The organism is Lysinibacillus sp. K60, from assembly GCF_019731275.1.
GTDB lineage: Bacteria > Bacillota > Bacilli > Bacillales_A > Planococcaceae > Lysinibacillus > Lysinibacillus capsici.
Map to the genome: position 1 here is coordinate 291,670 of NZ_JAASJR010000005.1, position 17,828 is coordinate 309,497.

The window sequence follows — 17,828 nt, forward strand, 5'->3', positions numbered from 1 at the left end:
TCTATAAATCCTTCATCAGAATAACATATTTTGGATTGATTCCAAATACTCGCTCAGACCTATTTACATAGTTTTAAAAATGAATAGTAAAAGTGCAAAAATCGTCAATACTTAGATGGAGAAAACCAGTAGGAAGTATGTTAGACTAAAATGAGGTCAGAAAAGGTGCAAGGGCATCTTTTTCATTGAAACTGAAATTTATCATTAAAGGAGAGACTTCCATGTTTCCACAGTTAACAACAGACGTACAAGCAGGCGAAGTGCTTGTAGAAATGAACACAACATTAGGTGCTATCAAAATTAAATTATTCCCAGAGCACGCACCGAAAACGGTTGAGAATTTTTTAGGTCATGCTAAATCAGGCTACTATAACGGTATTATTTTCCACCGTGTTATTCAAGACTTTATGATCCAAGGTGGCGACCCAACTGGTACTGGTATGGGCGGAGAATCAATTTGGGGTAATTCCTTTGAAGATGAGTTCTCAGAGCAATTGTTTAACCTACGTGGAGCGCTTTCAATGGCAAATGCAGGTCCAAACACAAATGGTTCTCAATTCTTTATTGTACAAATGAAGCACCTTCCAAGTGATATGCTTCGTCAATTACAAGGGGCGGGCTTCCCTGAAGAGATCATCGAAGCTTATGCTCAAAATGGTGGTACACCTTGGTTAGACCATAAACACACAGTATTCGGTCATGTAGTAGAAGGTATGGACATTGTGGATAAAATTGCAGATGTGGAAAAAGATTTCCGTGACAAGCCATTAGAAGATGTGAAAATTGAGTCAATTACAGTCTTTGAATAATACGTATAAGGACGTGTAGAACATGCAGAACTTTATGTATCAATTTTTATATTTCCCAGAAGATAAATCAGGTTATATTCCAGCAGCATTTGAATTTTTAATTATGCTTATTTTATGTATTATCGTTTTTACGCTTTTCAGAAAAATTTCTAAGAAACAAGAATTAAAATCAAAAGAAATTGAAGCACGTATTTTAGCAGAAAAGAAAAACACAAACAATCAACAGAATATATAAGAAAAAGAATCCGCTTGCCACAGAGGGCGAGCAGATTCTTTTTTATTGTATCAATTTTTTTTAAAGCGTCGGATAGTATTTTGCAGGGCCTTGACGGCAGTGAAACAAACCAGTACAAGTGACAAGCCAATCCCACTCAATGCAGTAATAAAGGCTACCCACTCAAAGAGTGTATAACTACCGATGCTATCGAAATCACTGCTATCTTTCCAACCTTCAATGACTAAGTTCATCCCATAAATGCCGGATACCACTGTAAAGACTGTTAAAATAAATAGTAAATTATTACTTCGATTATCGGATTGATCTTCCTGTGTTCGATACAAACTATTCAATGTTTCTTTCGTTTCTACATAATGTTCATTTATACGGAAGAACTTTCGTAACAATTGAGCAATTTCTCTACCTTCTGTTCGTACGATGACTTCTTCAAAATAATAGCGTGCAGAAAATTTTGTAATCAGCTCGATTAGTTCATTGACAACCTGTTTATCTTTGCCCCACTTTATTTCACTATACTCATAGGAAAGCTTTAAGAGCATCATTTTATAAAAATAATGAATGAACAAATTGTAATAGTGTGTACCCATAAATTCTTGAATACTATGTGTACATTTGGCAAACGGCCTATTTGTAATCGTTATTTGTGCTTGTGACGAGGTGATAATATAACTGTTAGGAGCCCAGCGTGTATGGGCATGCTCTTGTACATAATTAGAGATATATGGAGGATTAGTGCTAGAAATAAAAGGTTTGCCAGCAGGAGTCCTACCGTCTACTTGCCCTAATCGAAATAAATGCTCGGGTATAATTTTAGCTTCTTCCTCTGCAATTAAATAAGCTGAGGCAAACATTCTCTCATCTTCAAAGAAAGGTAAGCCTTCATAGCTATGGTCTTGTTGATGTAATAGAAAGGGTTTTAAATAAGGTATAAAATACTTAAATAATAATTCACTCGTAGAAGAACAATGACCAAATGAAAAATGATGACTTGCACCTTTCTCCTCTCTTAGTTTAGCCTCTAATACTCTAAAATAGTGAATAAAATTTAATATATCACTTAGATCATGTGATTGATCTATAATATTTGTTCTTACTGTTATAATCCCATTCCCAAAAGGACATAATGTCACATCAATACTCATCACTTCGTAATCATAATTGATTTGACTTTCTTGAAGATGTAAGGCGCCTTGTGTATAAAAAGCTTTCGAAAAACGAATAAAGTCAGGGTTATTCATATCGTTCGGAAATAATTTATCCTCCAAAAAAGGATAGAAAAATTGGGCAAGTTCCTCATGTATAATCGTCATATCACCATAAAAAGCGTCTTCAAGAGATGTATTTTTTAAGGTGAAAAAGGAAAAGCCCTCATTTAGTAGTACATCACTGATTTTTTGACGATTTTTTTCGGAATAGGCGAAGGGAAATAGGAATGTCATATAAGCACGTTTAATCGTTAATGGGACAATGTCCATGTAAAATCACCTCTTTATAAATCCGATTGATAAGAACCTTTTCCACAAAATTTTGATTTTAAACATAGAAAAAGGATATCTCCAAGGGAGAGATATCCTTTCAACCATTTTATTGCGCAAAGACCTTTTTAAAACGCTCGACTCCATCCTTCACAGTATCAAATGAACAAGCAACATTCATACGTAGGAAGCCACGACCTTCTTCTCCGTATTTTGTACCTGGTTCTAGAGCAAGCTTTCCGATTTCAAGTAAGCGGTTCATGATCTCCTTCTCTTCAAGCGTTAGCTCTCGGTAATCAATCCAGATTAAATAAGTGGATTGAGGAATCGTAACACGAATACCTGGAATCTGCTCTAACTCAGCTTTCACATATTCCATATTGGCAGAAATATAAGGGAGTAATTCATCTAACCAAGGAGCCCCTTCTGTGTATGCTGCATGAAGGGCAACGGAGGCAAATGTATTTAATGAGCCTTGACCACTTGCCATATTGATGGCCTCTAGCTTCAAGCGTTTTTTCTTATCTGTTACGATCATATATGAAACTTGAATTCCTGCTAAGTTAAATGTTTTTGTAGGAGCCATACACGTAACAATGCGATTGATTTCATCACCTGCAACTTTAGCTAAAGGAATATGTTTATCCCCATTGATCATTAAATCAGCATGGATTTCATCAGAGATAATAATGACATCATATTTAGCACAAAGTCGTACAATTTCCTTTAAAGTAGCTTCATCCCATACATAGCCTCCTGGATTATGCGGGTTACATAGTATGTAAGCTTTCACATCTTGAGCTAATGCCTGCTCGAAGGCTTCAAAATCATAGACAAACAACCCGTCTTTTTCTGTTAATGGACAGCTCACAACTTCACGACCATTACTTTTTGGTATGTTAAAGAATGGCGGATAAACTGGAGGTGAAATGAGTACTTTGTCACCAGGGTTAGTTAGGGCAACGACGCTGTTAGCTAATGCAGCCACCACACCATTACAGAATAGGATGGCTTCTTTCTCAATGTGCCAGTTATGGCGAGTATTTTGCCAGTCTATAATGGATTGAATCGCTTCTTCACTCATATAACTATAGCCAAAAATAGTATGTTCAGCATGTTGTTGTAAAGCCTTTGAAACGGCTATTGGAGCAGCAAAATCCATATCGGCTACCCACATTGGCAAGATATCTGAGGCATCGTTTAGGCCATAAACCTTTTCCATTGCGTCCCATTTGACAGAGTTTGTACATCGACGTTTGATAGTTTGATCAAAAATAGACAAGTAAAATCACTCTTTTCTTTTTTTTTTACTATGGTATCATACGAGTATGATCAAAGGATAATAGGTGAGTATTTTGGAAAATATAAAAATGAATCAAGCAGCTGTCCATCTGCTAGAGGAGTGGGATCCATTCCACTTAGGTCCAGACCATTATGATACAGAAACAGCAGATGTAGTTGCAGCACTGCAAGGGATTGATGATCCATCAACACTTGCAAAAGTTATTCAAGAAACATATGAGCATTCGTTTGAGCAATGGATACCGTTTGAAGATTGTGTAGCCATTTCTTACAAACTAATTGCCATTAAATTTGAAGCGAAATGTATTATTTAAAATATTTTGCATATTCCTTATAAAAAAGGGGTTGTCAATGGACAACCTCTTTTTTAATGTATCATGAGGCTAATACTTATTTAAATAAAGGCAAAATCCCCTGGATGAAAATAATAAAAATGGCGAGTGGGGAGACGTAGCGAATTAAAATGTACCAAATATTAAACATGAAGCTAGACGCAGCTAATTCTTTACGTGAAATATCCCTTGTATAATAATAACCTGCAAAAATTGAAATCAACATAGCTCCAATCGGCATACCGATGCTATTAGTCATAAAATCAACAAAGTCAAAAATAGAGCGATCTACTATTTTTACATCTGCTAATATACCAAATGAAAGGGCACTTGGAATACCAAAGATGAAAATAATGATTCCACCAATCCAAGCAATTTTTCTGCGTTTTTCTGTTTTATCACCAATTGCGATTGCCACGACTATTTCTAACATGGAAATGGAAGAAGTGACTGTAGCAAAAAGCAATAGAATGAAGAAGATTATTAAGAATAAGCCACCAAGAGGTAACTGCTCGAATACAGCTGGCAAAATAATGAATACTAAGCCTGGCCCTTGATCAGGCGTATAACCAAGCGCAAACACTGCTGGGAAAATAACAAGTCCTGCAAGTAAAGAGATAATAATATTCATAGATGCTACATTAATCGCAGAGTTACCAATCTTCTCTGTTTTAGATAAATAGGAAGCATATGTAATCATAACCGCAATACCTACACTTAATGAGAAGAAAGCTTGTCCTAAGGCCATTAAAAATGTTTCAGCATTCAAATAGGACCAATCAGGTACAAACATAAATTTAACGCCTTCCATAGCCCCGTCTAAAGTTAGAGAGCGAATAACTAGGACAATAAAGAAAATAAAGAGGAGAGGCATCATCCATGTGCTGGCTTTTTCAATTCCACCCTTAATACCTGCTGACACAATGACCACTGTTAATAACATAAATAGTCCCTGTACAAGTACTGCTTCAAAAGGGCTTGAAATAATATTGCCAAATAAATCAGCGTAGTTGATATCAGAGCCAGCATTCGTTAGCTTAAATGTAAAGGCACGACCCAAGTAGCTTAAAATCCATCCACCAACAACGCTGTAGAATGATAAGATAAGACCTGCGATTACCATACCGCCCCAGCCAATCAAATACCATGGCTTTCCTGGCGCTTGTTCCTTAAAGGAAGTGACAGCATCCTTTTGACCTCGACGACCAATCATGAACTCAGCAATGAGGACGGGTAAGCCAATAAAGAAAGTACATAAAATAAATAATAAAATAAAGACACTACCGCCATTCGTACCCGCCATATAGGGGAATTTCCAAATGGCTCCTAACCCTATAGCACTTCCTGCGGCAGCTAAAATAAACCCAATTTTTGTTGTAAATTGATCCCTCGAAGACACGAAAATAAATCCTCCTTATACTAAAGTATTATTTTACCTCAATATTCTCATAACACAAGCAAATATCAGAAAATTGATGATAGCAAGAAAGACATTTGAAGGAGTAAAAATATAGAGAGATGACATATGAGGAAGGACATTTAAATTATGTAACAATTAGGTAGAATGCTTCGTTTCATTATTAAAAGGGGGGGGAGCTATGACGGAGGTTGAACTAATAGCAAGGGCTCAGCAAGGAGATAAAGATGCCTATATTGAGCTTATCCGTATACATCAGCAAACCGTTGAAAAGTTTGCCTTTCAATGTGGCGTACATACAAATGATTTAGCTGATGTTTCACAGGAGGTATTTGTTAAACTGTATCGCTTTTTACACCAATTTAAACAGGATCGATTTACCACGTGGCTCTATAAAATCACATTAAATGCTACGCGTGATTATTATCGTAAGGAACAACGGCAGCAGGCTAAAGAGGACAAGCTACAAGCCCAACAGCAAAAGACTCATTCATCTGCTGAAGAGGATGTTCTTTTGTTTGAAGAGGACAGGCATCTACATCGTGCTATTCAGGTCCTTGACGAAAAATACCGTTATCCTCTCGTGTTGTATTACTTCCACGAATTAAAATACGAAGAAATCGCTGAGGTCTTAAATATTTCGTTATCGACGGTGAAAGTGCGATTATTACGAGCAAAGGAAAAGCTAAAGGCAGCATTAACGCAAGATGGGAGTGTTGAAAATGGATGATAAGCAATTTGACCAACGTATGGCACTACTGAAAAAATCCTATGAACGAATGGAACCGAAGCTTGACCCACAACGAGTTCTTCAGCAAATTGAAGCTGAGGATAATGTAAGGGAGTCTCTAGAAAGTATGAATACGGTTCGAAAGTCTTCTGCTAGATGGCAAAAATCGGCTGTATGGATCGCAAGTATTGCCAGTGTGTTTTTGGTAGGTATTCTAATTTCGTCTTATATGTTCCATCCTTCAGCACTCGTTCATTCAGATGAAGAAAAAATAGAAAGCAACTATGAAGATTGGTTTTCTAGATTTCAAAAGAAGTATCTTGAAAAACGTGAAAAAACACGCCTTGAGCTCAATATACCTGAGGGAAATTTTAAGAAACTAACATTTGTTGTATCTGCTGATAATATATACAATGATAAAGCTAAAAATAAAAAAATAGTTTTAAATAGAATGGCTGATGATCCAAAATATTTAACACAATTAGAGCAAGAAATATTAGACTGTTTGCAAACACCTCGAGAACTAATAGAGCAAATTGAAACGTATGAAAAACCGATGTCATTTATCGAATCTAGATATTTCTTTAGCAAATATTACTACGCAACGAAAGATGTTTTGGAATATTATACAAAGGAACTTTCCCAATATAATAAAGTACTGTCACAAAAAAAGAAAGATTATCCTAAAGAACTAAATCAATTAATTGCAACGGCAAAAAAACAATATTTCGAGTTGTCTTATGATGGGCAAAACTATAGTTTTAGAACGAATCCGATTTTTATGAAAGATGCACCAGTATCCATTGACCGTCTTCATCCTGATATATTAGGTTATTTTAAATATTTGGCTACAGGCTCTTTATTCAATGGTGAGGATTTACGTTTTTCTGCAGAAGAATCTGCTCGTATTTTAAAATTATACGAAAGAACATTAGTTAACGATTTATCAAATTCATACCTCGATTTCCAATTGCGAAATTTAAACAAAGAGTTTGAAAATACGTGGCTTGTACTTTTGAAAGGTGATCACAAAACTAGATACTCACCAGAACATATAGAGCTATTAAATGATACGGCTAATGGGAAGTATGGGGAATCGATGCGTTTGACCGCACAATTCATCCTCGAAGAATTTAAGAGAGAAGGAACATCCAAAACCATAGACAAACTAACAAGACAGGATATTAGGATGGAGCTTTCATATTTGAGTAATGAAGTCTATATAGAAATATATGATGGTTCAACAGGTTTACAAATTGATAACCGTTGGATTATCCAAACGGAAGGTTTATACAACGCGTATGTATCAAGTAAAGATGATACCATCCTAGATTCATTAAACCCAATGAATGTTGTGAGCCTATTCTTATATGCACAAGGAAAAGGCGATCAAGAAACAGTAAAACAGTTAGTGTCTCAAGCTGTAGATGTGGATAAATTGGTTCAATTTGATGGTATGCAACATTTTACAGTTCTATATGCAACAGATACATCCCAAACAACCATTAAAGTAGGTGTTAAACCAGAATCCATTCAAATGATTGGCCAGCGCTTAACCTTCCAATTAGGTACAGTGACTACAGGAAAAGGTGAAAAACGTTACATCATTACAGCCATTGCCGAATAAGGAGATTTTTTGCCCCGTTTTTACACGTATGTTATAATTTAAGCGATATATACGTAGCAAACAAGAGAAAGTGGGCAAAGGTTATGGTAAAAAAATATGAATTAGGAGACGTGTTGACCGGAAAAGTTACAGGTATTCAACCATACGGTGCATTTGTTGCACTAGATGACAATACGCAAGGCCTTGTGCATATTTCGGAAATCACATACGGCTTTGTGAAGGACGTTAGTGAATTTTTAGCTGTTGGGCAAGAGGTTGAAGTCAAGATTCTTGAGATCGATGAAGAGGCCGAAAAAATTAGTTTATCGATGAGAGCGCTACAGGATCGCCCAGCAACAGTAAGAAAAAAAGATGCACCACCACGTAAATCATTGCAGGACCGTGTAGATGAATCGGATGCCAATGGTTTTAATTCCTTAAAAGATAAATTGCAGGACTGGATTGAACAATCTGGTCAATAAAGAAACGAGGATGCTTTCGAATGAAAGGATCCTCGTTTTTTCTATTGTTTTTTTATTTTACGGATTCGATATTGTAGATTTTGTCTGCTCATACCAAGTGCATTCGCTGCCTTTGTTATATTGCCCTCATATAAATTTAAGACATTTTGCACATAATATGATTCGGCTTCACGCAAATAGGCATCGAGTGGCATGACATTGTGATTTTGATGGAACATAAAAAATTCTGGTTCACGATTATTTGTATCTTGCTGTTGCACTTTGAAGCGAAAATGTAAAGGTAATAAATCTGAGGTAACAGTGGATTCCGTTGTCATAAATGAAACAATTTCATCCAATAGTAGCTCAAGCTCTTTTAGATTTCCTGGCCAATCATATTGTAAAAATAATTCCTGTACATCTGGTGCAAGTTCAGTGACTTGTGAGGCAAATCGTTCTCGATGTCGACTAAAATAATCTTCTACAAATGGAAGAATGTCTTCTTTTCGATCCGTTAAATTGGGAATAGTAATAGCCATTGTTGCAAAGAAATAATATAGAGATTTTGACAGCTTCTTTTCGGCAATCAATGTAATGGGATCACTGCCCACACTGCCAATTAGCATATATTTGGACTGTGGAAGTGAATGTAGTATATCTAAAAGTTGCTCTTGAATGTCTAAGCTTAAAAAATCTATACGTTCGAAGAAGAAGGTGTAATCTTTATCTTCTTCTAATAATTGCTGTAATTTATCAAGCACCGATTGAGCTGAACGGCGACTAACGAGTGTCACAAAGGCATCAGGATCAGGTGAAGCTGCGTGGTGAATTCCCTCTGCTACTAAATCTTTCCCTGTGCCAGATTCACCAATTAATAATACTGGTAATTTTACAGCAGCTGCTTTTTTAGCGTTGTCAATAACCTGCTTCATTGATTCAGAATCAGCTTTAATCATATCAAATGTTAATGGTTCATCGTACCTACGAAGGGGCTGATAAACAAGCTTTTCCAGTGAAGTAATATCACGTGCAAATTCGATTGCTCCAATCAGTTTGCCTTCAACAAAAAGTGGAAAAGTATCATTAATTGTTGTAATTTCATGACCATTTTTATTCCAGTAGGATTGTTTAACATTCATTTCTTTTTTTCCTGTTTGTAAAACACGCATTAACGTACTTTCATGTTGACGGAAGGAAAACATTTCAATAATGGAACGATCCGCAAGTTCATCAAAATGAAATCCTTCAATTTCTTTCATTTTCGTATTGTAAATAATCGTTTTGCCAGATAGGTCTACTGCATGAATACCAACGGATACATTTGTTGCAATAAACTCATAAAAAGGTAGTAAAGGTTCAGAATTTTTCATAAAAATGTGCACCTCAAAAATTTTTTACTTGAAATATGCAACGAAATTTTGCATTATAATAAGTGTAAGAATATTTTATACGCAAAGATATTTTGCGTCAATGTTTTTTGCATACCCAAACACATCTCACAAGGGAGGATTAAGTATGATTCCATACAAACACGAACCATTCACAGATTTTTCACAAGAGGCAAACTACAATGCTTATGTAGAGGCTTTAAATAAAGTTGAAGGTTACTTAGGTCAAGACTACCCACTAATTATCGGTGGCGAACGCATTACAACAGAAGACAAAATCGTTTCGTACAATCCTGCAAAGAAAACAGAAGTCATTGGTCGCGTTTCGAAAGCAAGCAAAGATTTAGCTGAAAAAGCGATGCAAGCGGCAGATGAAACATTCAAAACGTGGAAAAAAGTTGATCCAGCCATTCGTGCAGACGTTCTTTTCAAAGCGGCAGCGATTATCCGTCGTCGTAAACATGAATTCTCAGCTTTATTAACAAAAGAAGCTGGGAAACCATGGGCAGAGGCTGATGCAGATACAGCGGAAGCAATCGACTTCATGGAATACTATGGTCGCCAAATGCTACGCATTAAAAACGGTCAGCCAGTTGAAAGCCGTCCAGGTGAATACAACCGTTATGACTATATTCCACTAGGAATCGGTATTGTCATTTCTCCTTGGAACTTCCCATTTGCAATCATGGCTGGTACAACAGTAGCTGCTTTAGTAACAGGGAACACAGTGTTATTAAAACCAGCTTCCACGACGCCAGTTATAGCGTATAAGTTTATCGAAGTATTAGAAGAAGCTGGTCTTCCAGCAGGTGCGGTGAACTTCGTACCAGGTTCTGGTGCTGAAGTAGGTGACTACTTAGTCGATCATCCAAAAACACGCTTCATCAGCTTCACAGGTTCACGTGATGTCGGCTTACGTATCAACCAACGTGCATCTGTGCTAAATGAAGGCCAAATTTGGATTAAACGTGTCATCGCTGAAATGGGCGGTAAAGATACAATCGTAGTGGATAAAGAAGCAGATTTAGAATTAGCTGCACAATCGATCGTGAAATCAGCATTTGGTTTCTCAGGTCAAAAATGTTCAGCATGTTCTCGTGCTGTCATCGTAGAAGATGTATATGAGCAAGTGGTAAATCGTGTAGAAGAGTTAACAAACGCTTTAACAGTGGGTGACCCAACTGATTACAGCAACTTCATGGCAACAGTTATTGACCAAGCAGCTTTCAACAAAATTACTGAGTACATTGAAATTGGTAAAGGCGAAGGCCGTCTAGTAGCTGGTGGTACAGCGGACGATTCAGTAGGTTACTTCGTACAACCAACTGTATTTGCTGACGTAGATCCTTCTGCACGTATTATGAAAGAAGAAATCTTCGGACCAGTTGTAGCCATTGCAAAAGCAAAAGATTTCGACCATGCGATTGAAATTGCAAACGATACAGAATACGGTTTAACAGGCGCTGTTATCACAACTAACCGCATGAACCTAGAAAAAGCGCGTGAAGAATTCCATGTAGGAAACCTTTACTTCAACCGTGGCTGTACAGGTGCAATCGTTGGTTACCAACCATTTGGTGGCTTCAACATGTCAGGTACAGATTCAAAAGCAGGTGGCCCAGACTACCTACAACTGCATATGCAAGCAAAAACAACTTCAGAAATGCTTTAATTTTCACACTGACGTGAGGGCTATTCAAAGTAAGTAGAAATTAAGGCATTTTGAATAAATTTGTGACACTTCTCCAGGTAACGCTACCCTGGCTAAAACCGTAAACTTTCATGACGTAGTTTATCTTGGAGAAGTTAGCAAATTTCTCGTTTGAATTGTTGCTATATTCTTAATCATTCTACTTATAGTGATACATAGTCCCTTTCTTTTATAATGATGATTAGTAAGGAGAGAATAGGATATGACAAAAACTCAACAAGTTATTGAACAAACACAAAATTTTGGTGCGGCAAACTATCATCCACTGCCAATCGTTATTTCAGAGGCTGAGGGTGCTTGGGTTAAAGATCCAGAAGGTAACAAATATTTAGATATGTTATCTGCTTATTCAGCAGTAAACCAAGGACATCGTCACCCAAAAATTATCGCTGCTTTAAAAGAGCAAGCTGATAAAGTAACGTTAACTTCACGTGCTTTCTATAGCGAAAATCTTGGTGAATGGTATGAGCTAGTAGGGAAATTAACAAATAAAGAAATGGTATTACCGATGAATACGGGTGCTGAAGCAGTAGAAACTGCGTTTAAAGCAGCTCGTCGTTGGGCATATGATGTAAAAGGCGTAGAAGAGGGTAAAGCTGAGGTTATTGCATGTAATGGTAACTTCCATGGTCGTACAATGCTAGCTGTATCTTTATCTTCTGATGAAGAATACCGTCGTGGTTTCGGTCCAATGCTACCAAATGTTAAATTAGTAGATTATGGTAATCTTGAAGCTTTAAAAGCTGCTATTACACCAAACACTGCTGCATTTTTAATTGAGCCAATTCAAGGTGAAGCGGGTATCGTAATTCCAACAGAAGGCTTCTTAAAAGCAGCTCGTGAACTTTGCCGTGAAAACAATGTACTATTCATTGCTGACGAAATTCAAGCTGGTTTAGCACGTACAGGTAAAATGTTTGCTTGTGATTGGGAAGAAGTAGAACCAGATATGTATATCTTGGGTAAAGCTCTAGGTGGCGGCGTGTTCCCAATTTCTTGTGTGGCTGCAAACCGTAGTATTTTAGGTGTATTCAACCCAGGTTCACATGGTTCAACTTTTGGAGGTAATCCTTTAGCTTGTGCAGTTTCAATTGCATCTATTAAAGTATTATTAGATGAAAAATTAGCAGAGCGTTCACACGAACTTGGTGAATACTTCAAAGGTAAATTAAAAGAAATTAACAACCCAGTTATTAAGGAAGTACGTGGTCGTGGTTTATTTATCGGTATGGAGCTAACAGAAGCAGCTCGTCCATACTGTGAAAAACTTAAAGAATTAGGTCTATTATGTAAAGAAACACATGATACAGTGATTCGTTTTGCACCACCACTTGTTATTTCTCAAGAGGATTTAGATTGGTCAATTGAACAAATTGAAAAAGTATTTAAACTTTAACAAAATGTTCACATTTTAATTCGGAAGTATGTTACAATGATGCCGATAACTATCATTAAAAAAAACAAAGAGGCGATTTAATAATGTCTGAAAACTTAAATCTTTTCACATCAACACAAGATGTCATTCAAGATGCTCTAAATAAACTTGGCTATGATGAAGCAATGTATGAATTACTAAAAGAACCGCTTCGCATGCTACAAGTACGTATTCCAGTGAAAATGGATGATGGTACAACAAAAGTATTTACTGGTTACCGTGCACAACATAATGATGCTGTAGGACCAACTAAAGGTGGGGTTCGTTTCCACCCACAAGTGTCTGAGGAGGAAGTTAAAGCGCTTTCAATGTGGATGACATTGAAATGTGGTATTGTCGATCTACCTTACGGCGGTGGTAAAGGCGGTGTCATTTGTGATCCACGTCAAATGTCAATGGGCGAAATCGAACGTTTAAGCCGTGGCTATGTTCGTGCGGTAAGTCAAATCGTAGGGCCAACAAAAGATATTCCTGCGCCAGACGTATTTACAAATGCACAAATTATGGCATGGATGATGGATGAATATAGCCGCATGGATGAATTCAACTCTCCAGGCTTCATCACTGGTAAGCCACTAGTACTTGGTGGTTCTCAAGGTCGTGACCGTGCGACTGCACAAGGTGTTACAATCGTAATAGAAGAAGCAGCAAAAAAACGTGGTATTGATATTAAAGGTGCTCGTGTTGTTATTCAAGGATTTGGTAACGCAGGAAGCTTCCTTGCGAAATTCATGCATGATTTAGGTGCGAAAGTAATCGGTATTTCAGATGCTTATGGTGCACTTCATGATCCTGAAGGTTTAGATATCGACTATTTATTAGATCGTCGCGATAGCTTCGGAACAGTAACTACTTTATTTGAAAACACAATTTCTAACAAAGAATTATTAGAGCTTGATTGTGATATTTTAGTACCAGCTGCTATTGAAAACCAAATTACTGCTGACAATGCACATAATGTAAAAGCAAATATCGTAGTAGAAGCAGCAAATGGTCCAACAACAGCTGAAGCAACTAAAATCTTAACAGAGCGTGGCATTTTACTTGTACCAGACGTATTAGCCTCTGCAGGTGGGGTTACAGTTTCTTACTTTGAATGGGTGCAAAATAACCAAGGTTATTATTGGACAGAAGAAGAAGTGGAAGAGCGTCTATACAAAAAAATGGTCGAAGCATTTGATAATGTATATACAACAGCAACAACACGTAACATCAACATGCGCTTAGCAGCTTACATGGTAGGTGTTCGCCGTACTGCAGAAGCTTCTCGCTTCCGTGGTTGGGTTTAAGTAAAATAAAGATAATGAGTCATTCCTATATTAATGGGATGACTCATTTTTTTCATTTTTATTCGATTGAAGAAGGTGGTCTAGGCGCTGTTCTAGTAGCATCTTTTTTTCGTTCCTTATTTTTTTGATTTTAAAAAATCTTAGCAGAAAAAAGCCCGAAATTATAGTTATGACAACAATTATAATAATAAGCATGTGCAAAAATTCCTTTTATTTTATGTAATGTCTAGTACTATACAACTATTGCCTGAACAAAATCTAAACAACTTGAAAAAACGCCTTCGAAATAGCAAAGTGTTGACAGCGTTTAATCTTTGCTTTCTCTAGCGTAATTATGAGAAAATCCAACTAGAAAGGGGCGAATTAGATGGATTCATTTACTTTTTTTAACCCAGTGAAACTACATTTTGGTGAGGATGCACTTGAAAAATTACCGAAAGAATTAGAGCAATTTGGAAACAAGGTATTAGTTGTATATGGTGGCGGAAGTATTAAATCGAATGGTGTATACGATGCTGTTATCGAGAAATTACAACAGGCGGATAAGACCGTATTTGAATTAGGTGGTGTAGAGCCAAATCCACGAGTGGAAACAGCTAGACGAGGTATTGAAATCTGCAAAACAGAAGGAATTGACTTAGTTCTTGCTGTGGGTGGTGGTTCAGTAATCGATTGTTCTAAATTAATTGTTGCTGGCGCTAAGTATGATGGCGATGCTTGGGATATCGTGAAACGTAAAGTGTTTGTAGAACAAGCTATACCACTAGGAACGGTATTAACACTTGCTGCTACAGGCTCAGAAATGAATGCTGGATCAGTGATAACGAATGCTGCTACTGAAGAAAAACTAAGTTGGGGTAGTCCAGCAGCCTTCCCGAAATTTTCAATACTAAATCCAGCATATACAGTGACTGTACCTAAAAATCACACTGTATATGGAATAGTGGATATGATGTCACATGTATTTGAGCAATATTTCCACAATACAACGAATACTCCTATCACAGATGAAATGTGTGAAGGGGTATTGCGAACGGTTATTTCGACAGCTCCAAAATTATTAGAGGACCTAGAAAATACGAAGTTACGTGAAACCATTCTATTAGCAGGGACAATTGGTTTAAATGGATTCCTATCAATTGGTTCACGAGGGGATTGGGCATCTCATAATATTGAACATGCCGTATCTGCTGTTTATGACATTCCACATGCAGGTGGTTTAGCCATTCTTCAACCGCATTGGATGCGTTTAAATGTACCAGTAAATCCTGAGCGTTTTGCAGGTATAGCAACACGTGTGTTTGGAGTCGAGGCAACAGGCAAAACCGTAGAAGAGGTTGCTTATGAGGGGATTGATCGTTTATCTGCATTTTGGACATCATTAGGGGCACCTAGTCGTTTGGCAGATTACGATATTGATGATTCGAAATTCCAGCAAATTGTAGATCATGCTATGCAAAATGGCCCTTTTGGCAACTTTAATCGATTGCAAGAGGAAGATGTAAGAACTATTTTACAAAATTCTCTTTAATACATTAAGTATGAGACTATGCTTATAGCCTCATACTTTTTTTATTGCAAGGTTAAGAAAAATTAACGATAAATGTAGAATTTTGTCGTAGAAGTTTCTTTAGTCCTGCAATATAATAAAATAGATAGATAATAAAGGGATTGCAAATACATTTTTCTTTATTTTAAGTGAGTAAAGTCATGTTTTTATTGAGTCATTCAACCTATATTGTAGATTGTTTTACTATAAGGTGATTTATTGAATGACAGAAAAGAATGGTTTTTTGTCGTAATCAGTCAATTCGTGTGTCAATGTTCAGAAGTTGTTCAGCCACCTTTACTAAAATAATTACAATATTAAACAAAGAGGAGAGGGATCAAATGTTGAAACAATTGCTACAGGACCGTATTGTTACATTAAGTTGTATAGAAATGCCATTTCAGCAACATGTTTATAAAATGCAAAATTGTGTAGAAGTATTAGGAATTGAAGCGAAATCATTGCAAATTGAAAATGATAAAATTATCACTGGATACATTGTAGATCAAAGTATATTTTTTAAAAGCGTGCGTTTTGGGCAAACGAATGTTATTTTTTCGGATGGTGTAAATAAAGCAATTGTACAATTATTTGTTCGTCCTTCTGGAGAAATTGTTGTAGAAGTTAAGCCGTATTTGGGGGGTGCTGAGATTGTTCCTGTTTATTATCGAACAATTTTAGCAGATACAGCTATTGCAATTGATTTAAAAGGTGCTTTAAAACATTATTTGGTAGCCCATCAATTCATGAATTTAGAAGATTCAATTGCTGAAGTACATTATCAATCCATGCATCCGAATGTATTAAAGGATTCTTTTGCAGGAAATTTTGTGTTGGGTTGTCATGTGGATGGCAGAAATATTCTCAATGCAGAAGAGTATGCATTAGCTAATCGTCAAGCCTCCTTACAATTTTCAAAAATTGTTATTCATCAGAATGGTAAAAGACAAATGATTGCTTGTAATAAATTACTTACTTTTATGATTACAAACCATGTTTATGTAGGTTATGAGGATATTCCTAATTTAAAATTAGTCTAACAAATAGCCAACTGCCTGAAATACGGCAATTGGCTATTTGTTTTTATAAAGTATTAAATGGAGTTATTTGGTTTCTCACCAACGTGTATCCAGCTAGCTTTCCCGTCATCCTCGTCGAATAAAATAGCTACTTTAGATACTCCTTTTTGGCTTAGGATTACCTCTGTTAAATGATCACGTACATCATCTAAAAAGGCTAACGATAAAAGCGGATCTGCTTCAGCTACTAATTCAACATGTAAAAACTCTCCTTCTTTAATCACTTCAAGACGCACAATATCTTTTATATTCGGATCATCCATTACGAGGTGAGCGATATGGTTTAACATCTCTTCATCAGTCTCGCCAATGACGCCACGTGCATTATCGAGGAATACCTTACCAACTACATAAAACATCATGACCCCAATTATCATCGAAACTAGTCCTTCTATTCGACCCCAACCTGTAAAATAAGCAATTAAAATAGCAGCAAAGGCTAAGAAGTTGCCCCCAGTAGCAACTAAATCTTCCATAAAAACTAATTTTGTTGCCGGTTTTGCCCTATTCAAGTATGAGAAAGCTTTGGGAATAGCTGCGATACCTGCCTTTTCTTGACCTGCTTCATGTAACACTTCTGCAGCCGCTTTAGCTAGAACCGTCCCTTCTAAAACAATCCCGATGAATAATACTCCTAGGGCGATCAGTATCCCGCTCGACTCTCCTGCGGGATGAATAAAATGATGCCAACCTTCTTTTATTGTTTCATAAGAAAGGATAGCTACAATTATTACGGCAAAAAGGCAAACTAAATTGACAATACGACCGAAGCCACCAGGAAATTGTTTTGTAGGTGCCTTTTTAGAGAGTGCTGAGCCTATATACACAAATAATTGGTTTGCTGCATCGCCTAGAGAGTGCATCATTTCTGCAAACATCGCCACGTTACCTGTAAAGAAAAAGGCGATTCCTTTAATAATTCCTAAAAAGGCATTTACACATGCAGCCATGAGAGAGGGTTTGTTACCGTCTTTTAGTAGTTTTAATAGTTCTGCCATAAAAAATCC

At 36.8% G+C, this 17,828-nt stretch carries 16 protein-coding genes; 11 read left to right on the plus strand and 5 right to left on the minus strand.

Features of this window, described 5'->3' with window-relative positions:
* Positions 1 to 221: 221 nt before the first annotated feature.
* The gene (locus tag HCH28_RS13290) at positions 222 to 809 is read left to right on the plus strand and encodes a peptidylprolyl isomerase (protein ID WP_004228389.1); all 588 of its coding nucleotides are present in this window, start codon (positions 222 to 224) and stop codon (positions 807 to 809) included.
* Positions 810 to 831: 22 nt separating this feature from the next.
* A complete protein-coding gene (locus tag HCH28_RS13295) occupies positions 832 to 1,044 on the plus strand; it encodes a hypothetical protein (RefSeq protein ID WP_004228391.1) in 213 nt (70 codons plus the stop codon).
* A gap of 50 nt (positions 1,045 to 1,094) precedes the next feature.
* Here HCH28_RS13295 and HCH28_RS13300 read toward each other — a convergent pair whose 3' ends face one another.
* Together HCH28_RS13300 and HCH28_RS13305 are read right to left on the minus strand one after the other, a co-directional pair.
* Positions 1,095 to 2,522, minus strand: coding sequence for a magnesium transporter CorA family protein (locus HCH28_RS13300; protein WP_221681298.1), 1,428 nt, complete (start codon positions 2,520 to 2,522; stop codon positions 1,095 to 1,097).
* Positions 2,523 to 2,631: 109 nt separating this feature from the next.
* Positions 2,632 to 3,804, minus strand: coding sequence for a MalY/PatB family protein (locus HCH28_RS13305; RefSeq protein ID WP_221681299.1), 1,173 nt, complete (start codon positions 3,802 to 3,804; stop codon positions 2,632 to 2,634).
* A 73-nt stretch (positions 3,805 to 3,877) separates the two neighbouring features.
* On the opposite strand from HCH28_RS13305, the gene HCH28_RS13310 reads away from it, so the two are divergent.
* A complete protein-coding gene (locus HCH28_RS13310; RefSeq protein WP_004228396.1) occupies positions 3,878 to 4,138 on the plus strand; it encodes a DUF1871 family protein in 261 nt (86 codons plus the stop codon).
* A 76-nt stretch (positions 4,139 to 4,214) separates the two neighbouring features.
* Here HCH28_RS13310 and HCH28_RS13315 read toward each other — a convergent pair whose 3' ends face one another.
* Positions 4,215 to 5,555, minus strand: coding sequence for a sodium-dependent transporter (locus tag HCH28_RS13315; RefSeq protein ID WP_221681300.1), 1,341 nt, complete (start codon positions 5,553 to 5,555; stop codon positions 4,215 to 4,217).
* 199 nt (positions 5,556 to 5,754) lie between these two features.
* Between HCH28_RS13315 and HCH28_RS13320 the strand changes: the two genes are divergently transcribed.
* The 3 genes from HCH28_RS13320 to yugI all read left to right on the plus strand — a co-directional run bounded on the left by HCH28_RS13320 (position 5,755) and on the right by yugI (position 8,391).
* Positions 5,755 to 6,303 (plus strand): RNA polymerase sigma factor, encoded by a 549-nt coding sequence (locus tag HCH28_RS13320; RefSeq protein ID WP_221681301.1) that lies wholly within the window; start codon positions 5,755 to 5,757, stop codon positions 6,301 to 6,303.
* Complete coding sequence (locus HCH28_RS13325; protein WP_221681302.1) at positions 6,296 to 7,930, plus strand: hypothetical protein; 1,635 nt, start codon at positions 6,296 to 6,298, stop codon at positions 7,928 to 7,930. Before HCH28_RS13320 ends, HCH28_RS13325 begins: the two co-directional genes overlap by 8 nt.
* An 83-nt stretch (positions 7,931 to 8,013) precedes the next feature.
* Positions 8,014 to 8,391: a S1 domain-containing post-transcriptional regulator GSP13 gene (yugI, locus tag HCH28_RS13330; RefSeq protein ID WP_004228409.1), complete on the plus strand. Its 378-nt coding sequence runs from the start codon at positions 8,014 to 8,016 to the stop codon at positions 8,389 to 8,391.
* 41 nt (positions 8,392 to 8,432) lie between these two features.
* Here yugI and HCH28_RS13335 read toward each other — a convergent pair whose 3' ends face one another.
* The gene (locus HCH28_RS13335; protein ID WP_221681303.1) at positions 8,433 to 9,740 is read right to left on the minus strand and encodes an AAA-type ATPase lid domain-containing protein; all 1,308 of its coding nucleotides are present in this window, start codon (positions 9,738 to 9,740) and stop codon (positions 8,433 to 8,435) included.
* A gap of 145 nt (positions 9,741 to 9,885) precedes the next feature.
* On the opposite strand from HCH28_RS13335, the gene pruA reads away from it, so the two are divergent.
* From pruA to HCH28_RS13360, 5 genes are all read left to right on the plus strand, one after another.
* A complete protein-coding gene (gene pruA / locus HCH28_RS13340; protein WP_103118703.1) occupies positions 9,886 to 11,430 on the plus strand; it encodes an L-glutamate gamma-semialdehyde dehydrogenase in 1,545 nt (514 codons plus the stop codon).
* Positions 11,431 to 11,671: 241 nt separating this feature from the next.
* Positions 11,672 to 12,865, plus strand: coding sequence for an ornithine--oxo-acid transaminase (locus HCH28_RS13345; RefSeq protein WP_004233780.1), 1,194 nt, complete (start codon positions 11,672 to 11,674; stop codon positions 12,863 to 12,865).
* An 83-nt stretch (positions 12,866 to 12,948) separates the two neighbouring features.
* Positions 12,949 to 14,193, plus strand: coding sequence for a Glu/Leu/Phe/Val family dehydrogenase (locus HCH28_RS13350; protein ID WP_004233781.1), 1,245 nt, complete (start codon positions 12,949 to 12,951; stop codon positions 14,191 to 14,193).
* A gap of 367 nt (positions 14,194 to 14,560) precedes the next feature.
* On the plus strand, positions 14,561 to 15,724 hold the full coding sequence (locus tag HCH28_RS13355; protein WP_221681304.1) for an iron-containing alcohol dehydrogenase: 1,164 nt from the start codon (positions 14,561 to 14,563) through the stop codon (positions 15,722 to 15,724).
* Between the two features lie 359 nt (positions 15,725 to 16,083).
* Entirely contained in the window at positions 16,084 to 16,782 is a 699-nt protein-coding gene (locus HCH28_RS13360) for a hypothetical protein (RefSeq protein WP_221681305.1), read from the plus strand.
* Positions 16,783 to 16,835: 53 nt separating this feature from the next.
* Here HCH28_RS13360 and HCH28_RS13365 read toward each other — a convergent pair whose 3' ends face one another.
* Positions 16,836 to 17,819, minus strand: a complete 984-nt coding sequence (locus HCH28_RS13365; RefSeq protein ID WP_221681306.1) for a cation diffusion facilitator family transporter — start codon at positions 17,817 to 17,819, stop codon at positions 16,836 to 16,838.
* Between the last annotated feature and the right edge of the window lie 9 nt (positions 17,820 to 17,828).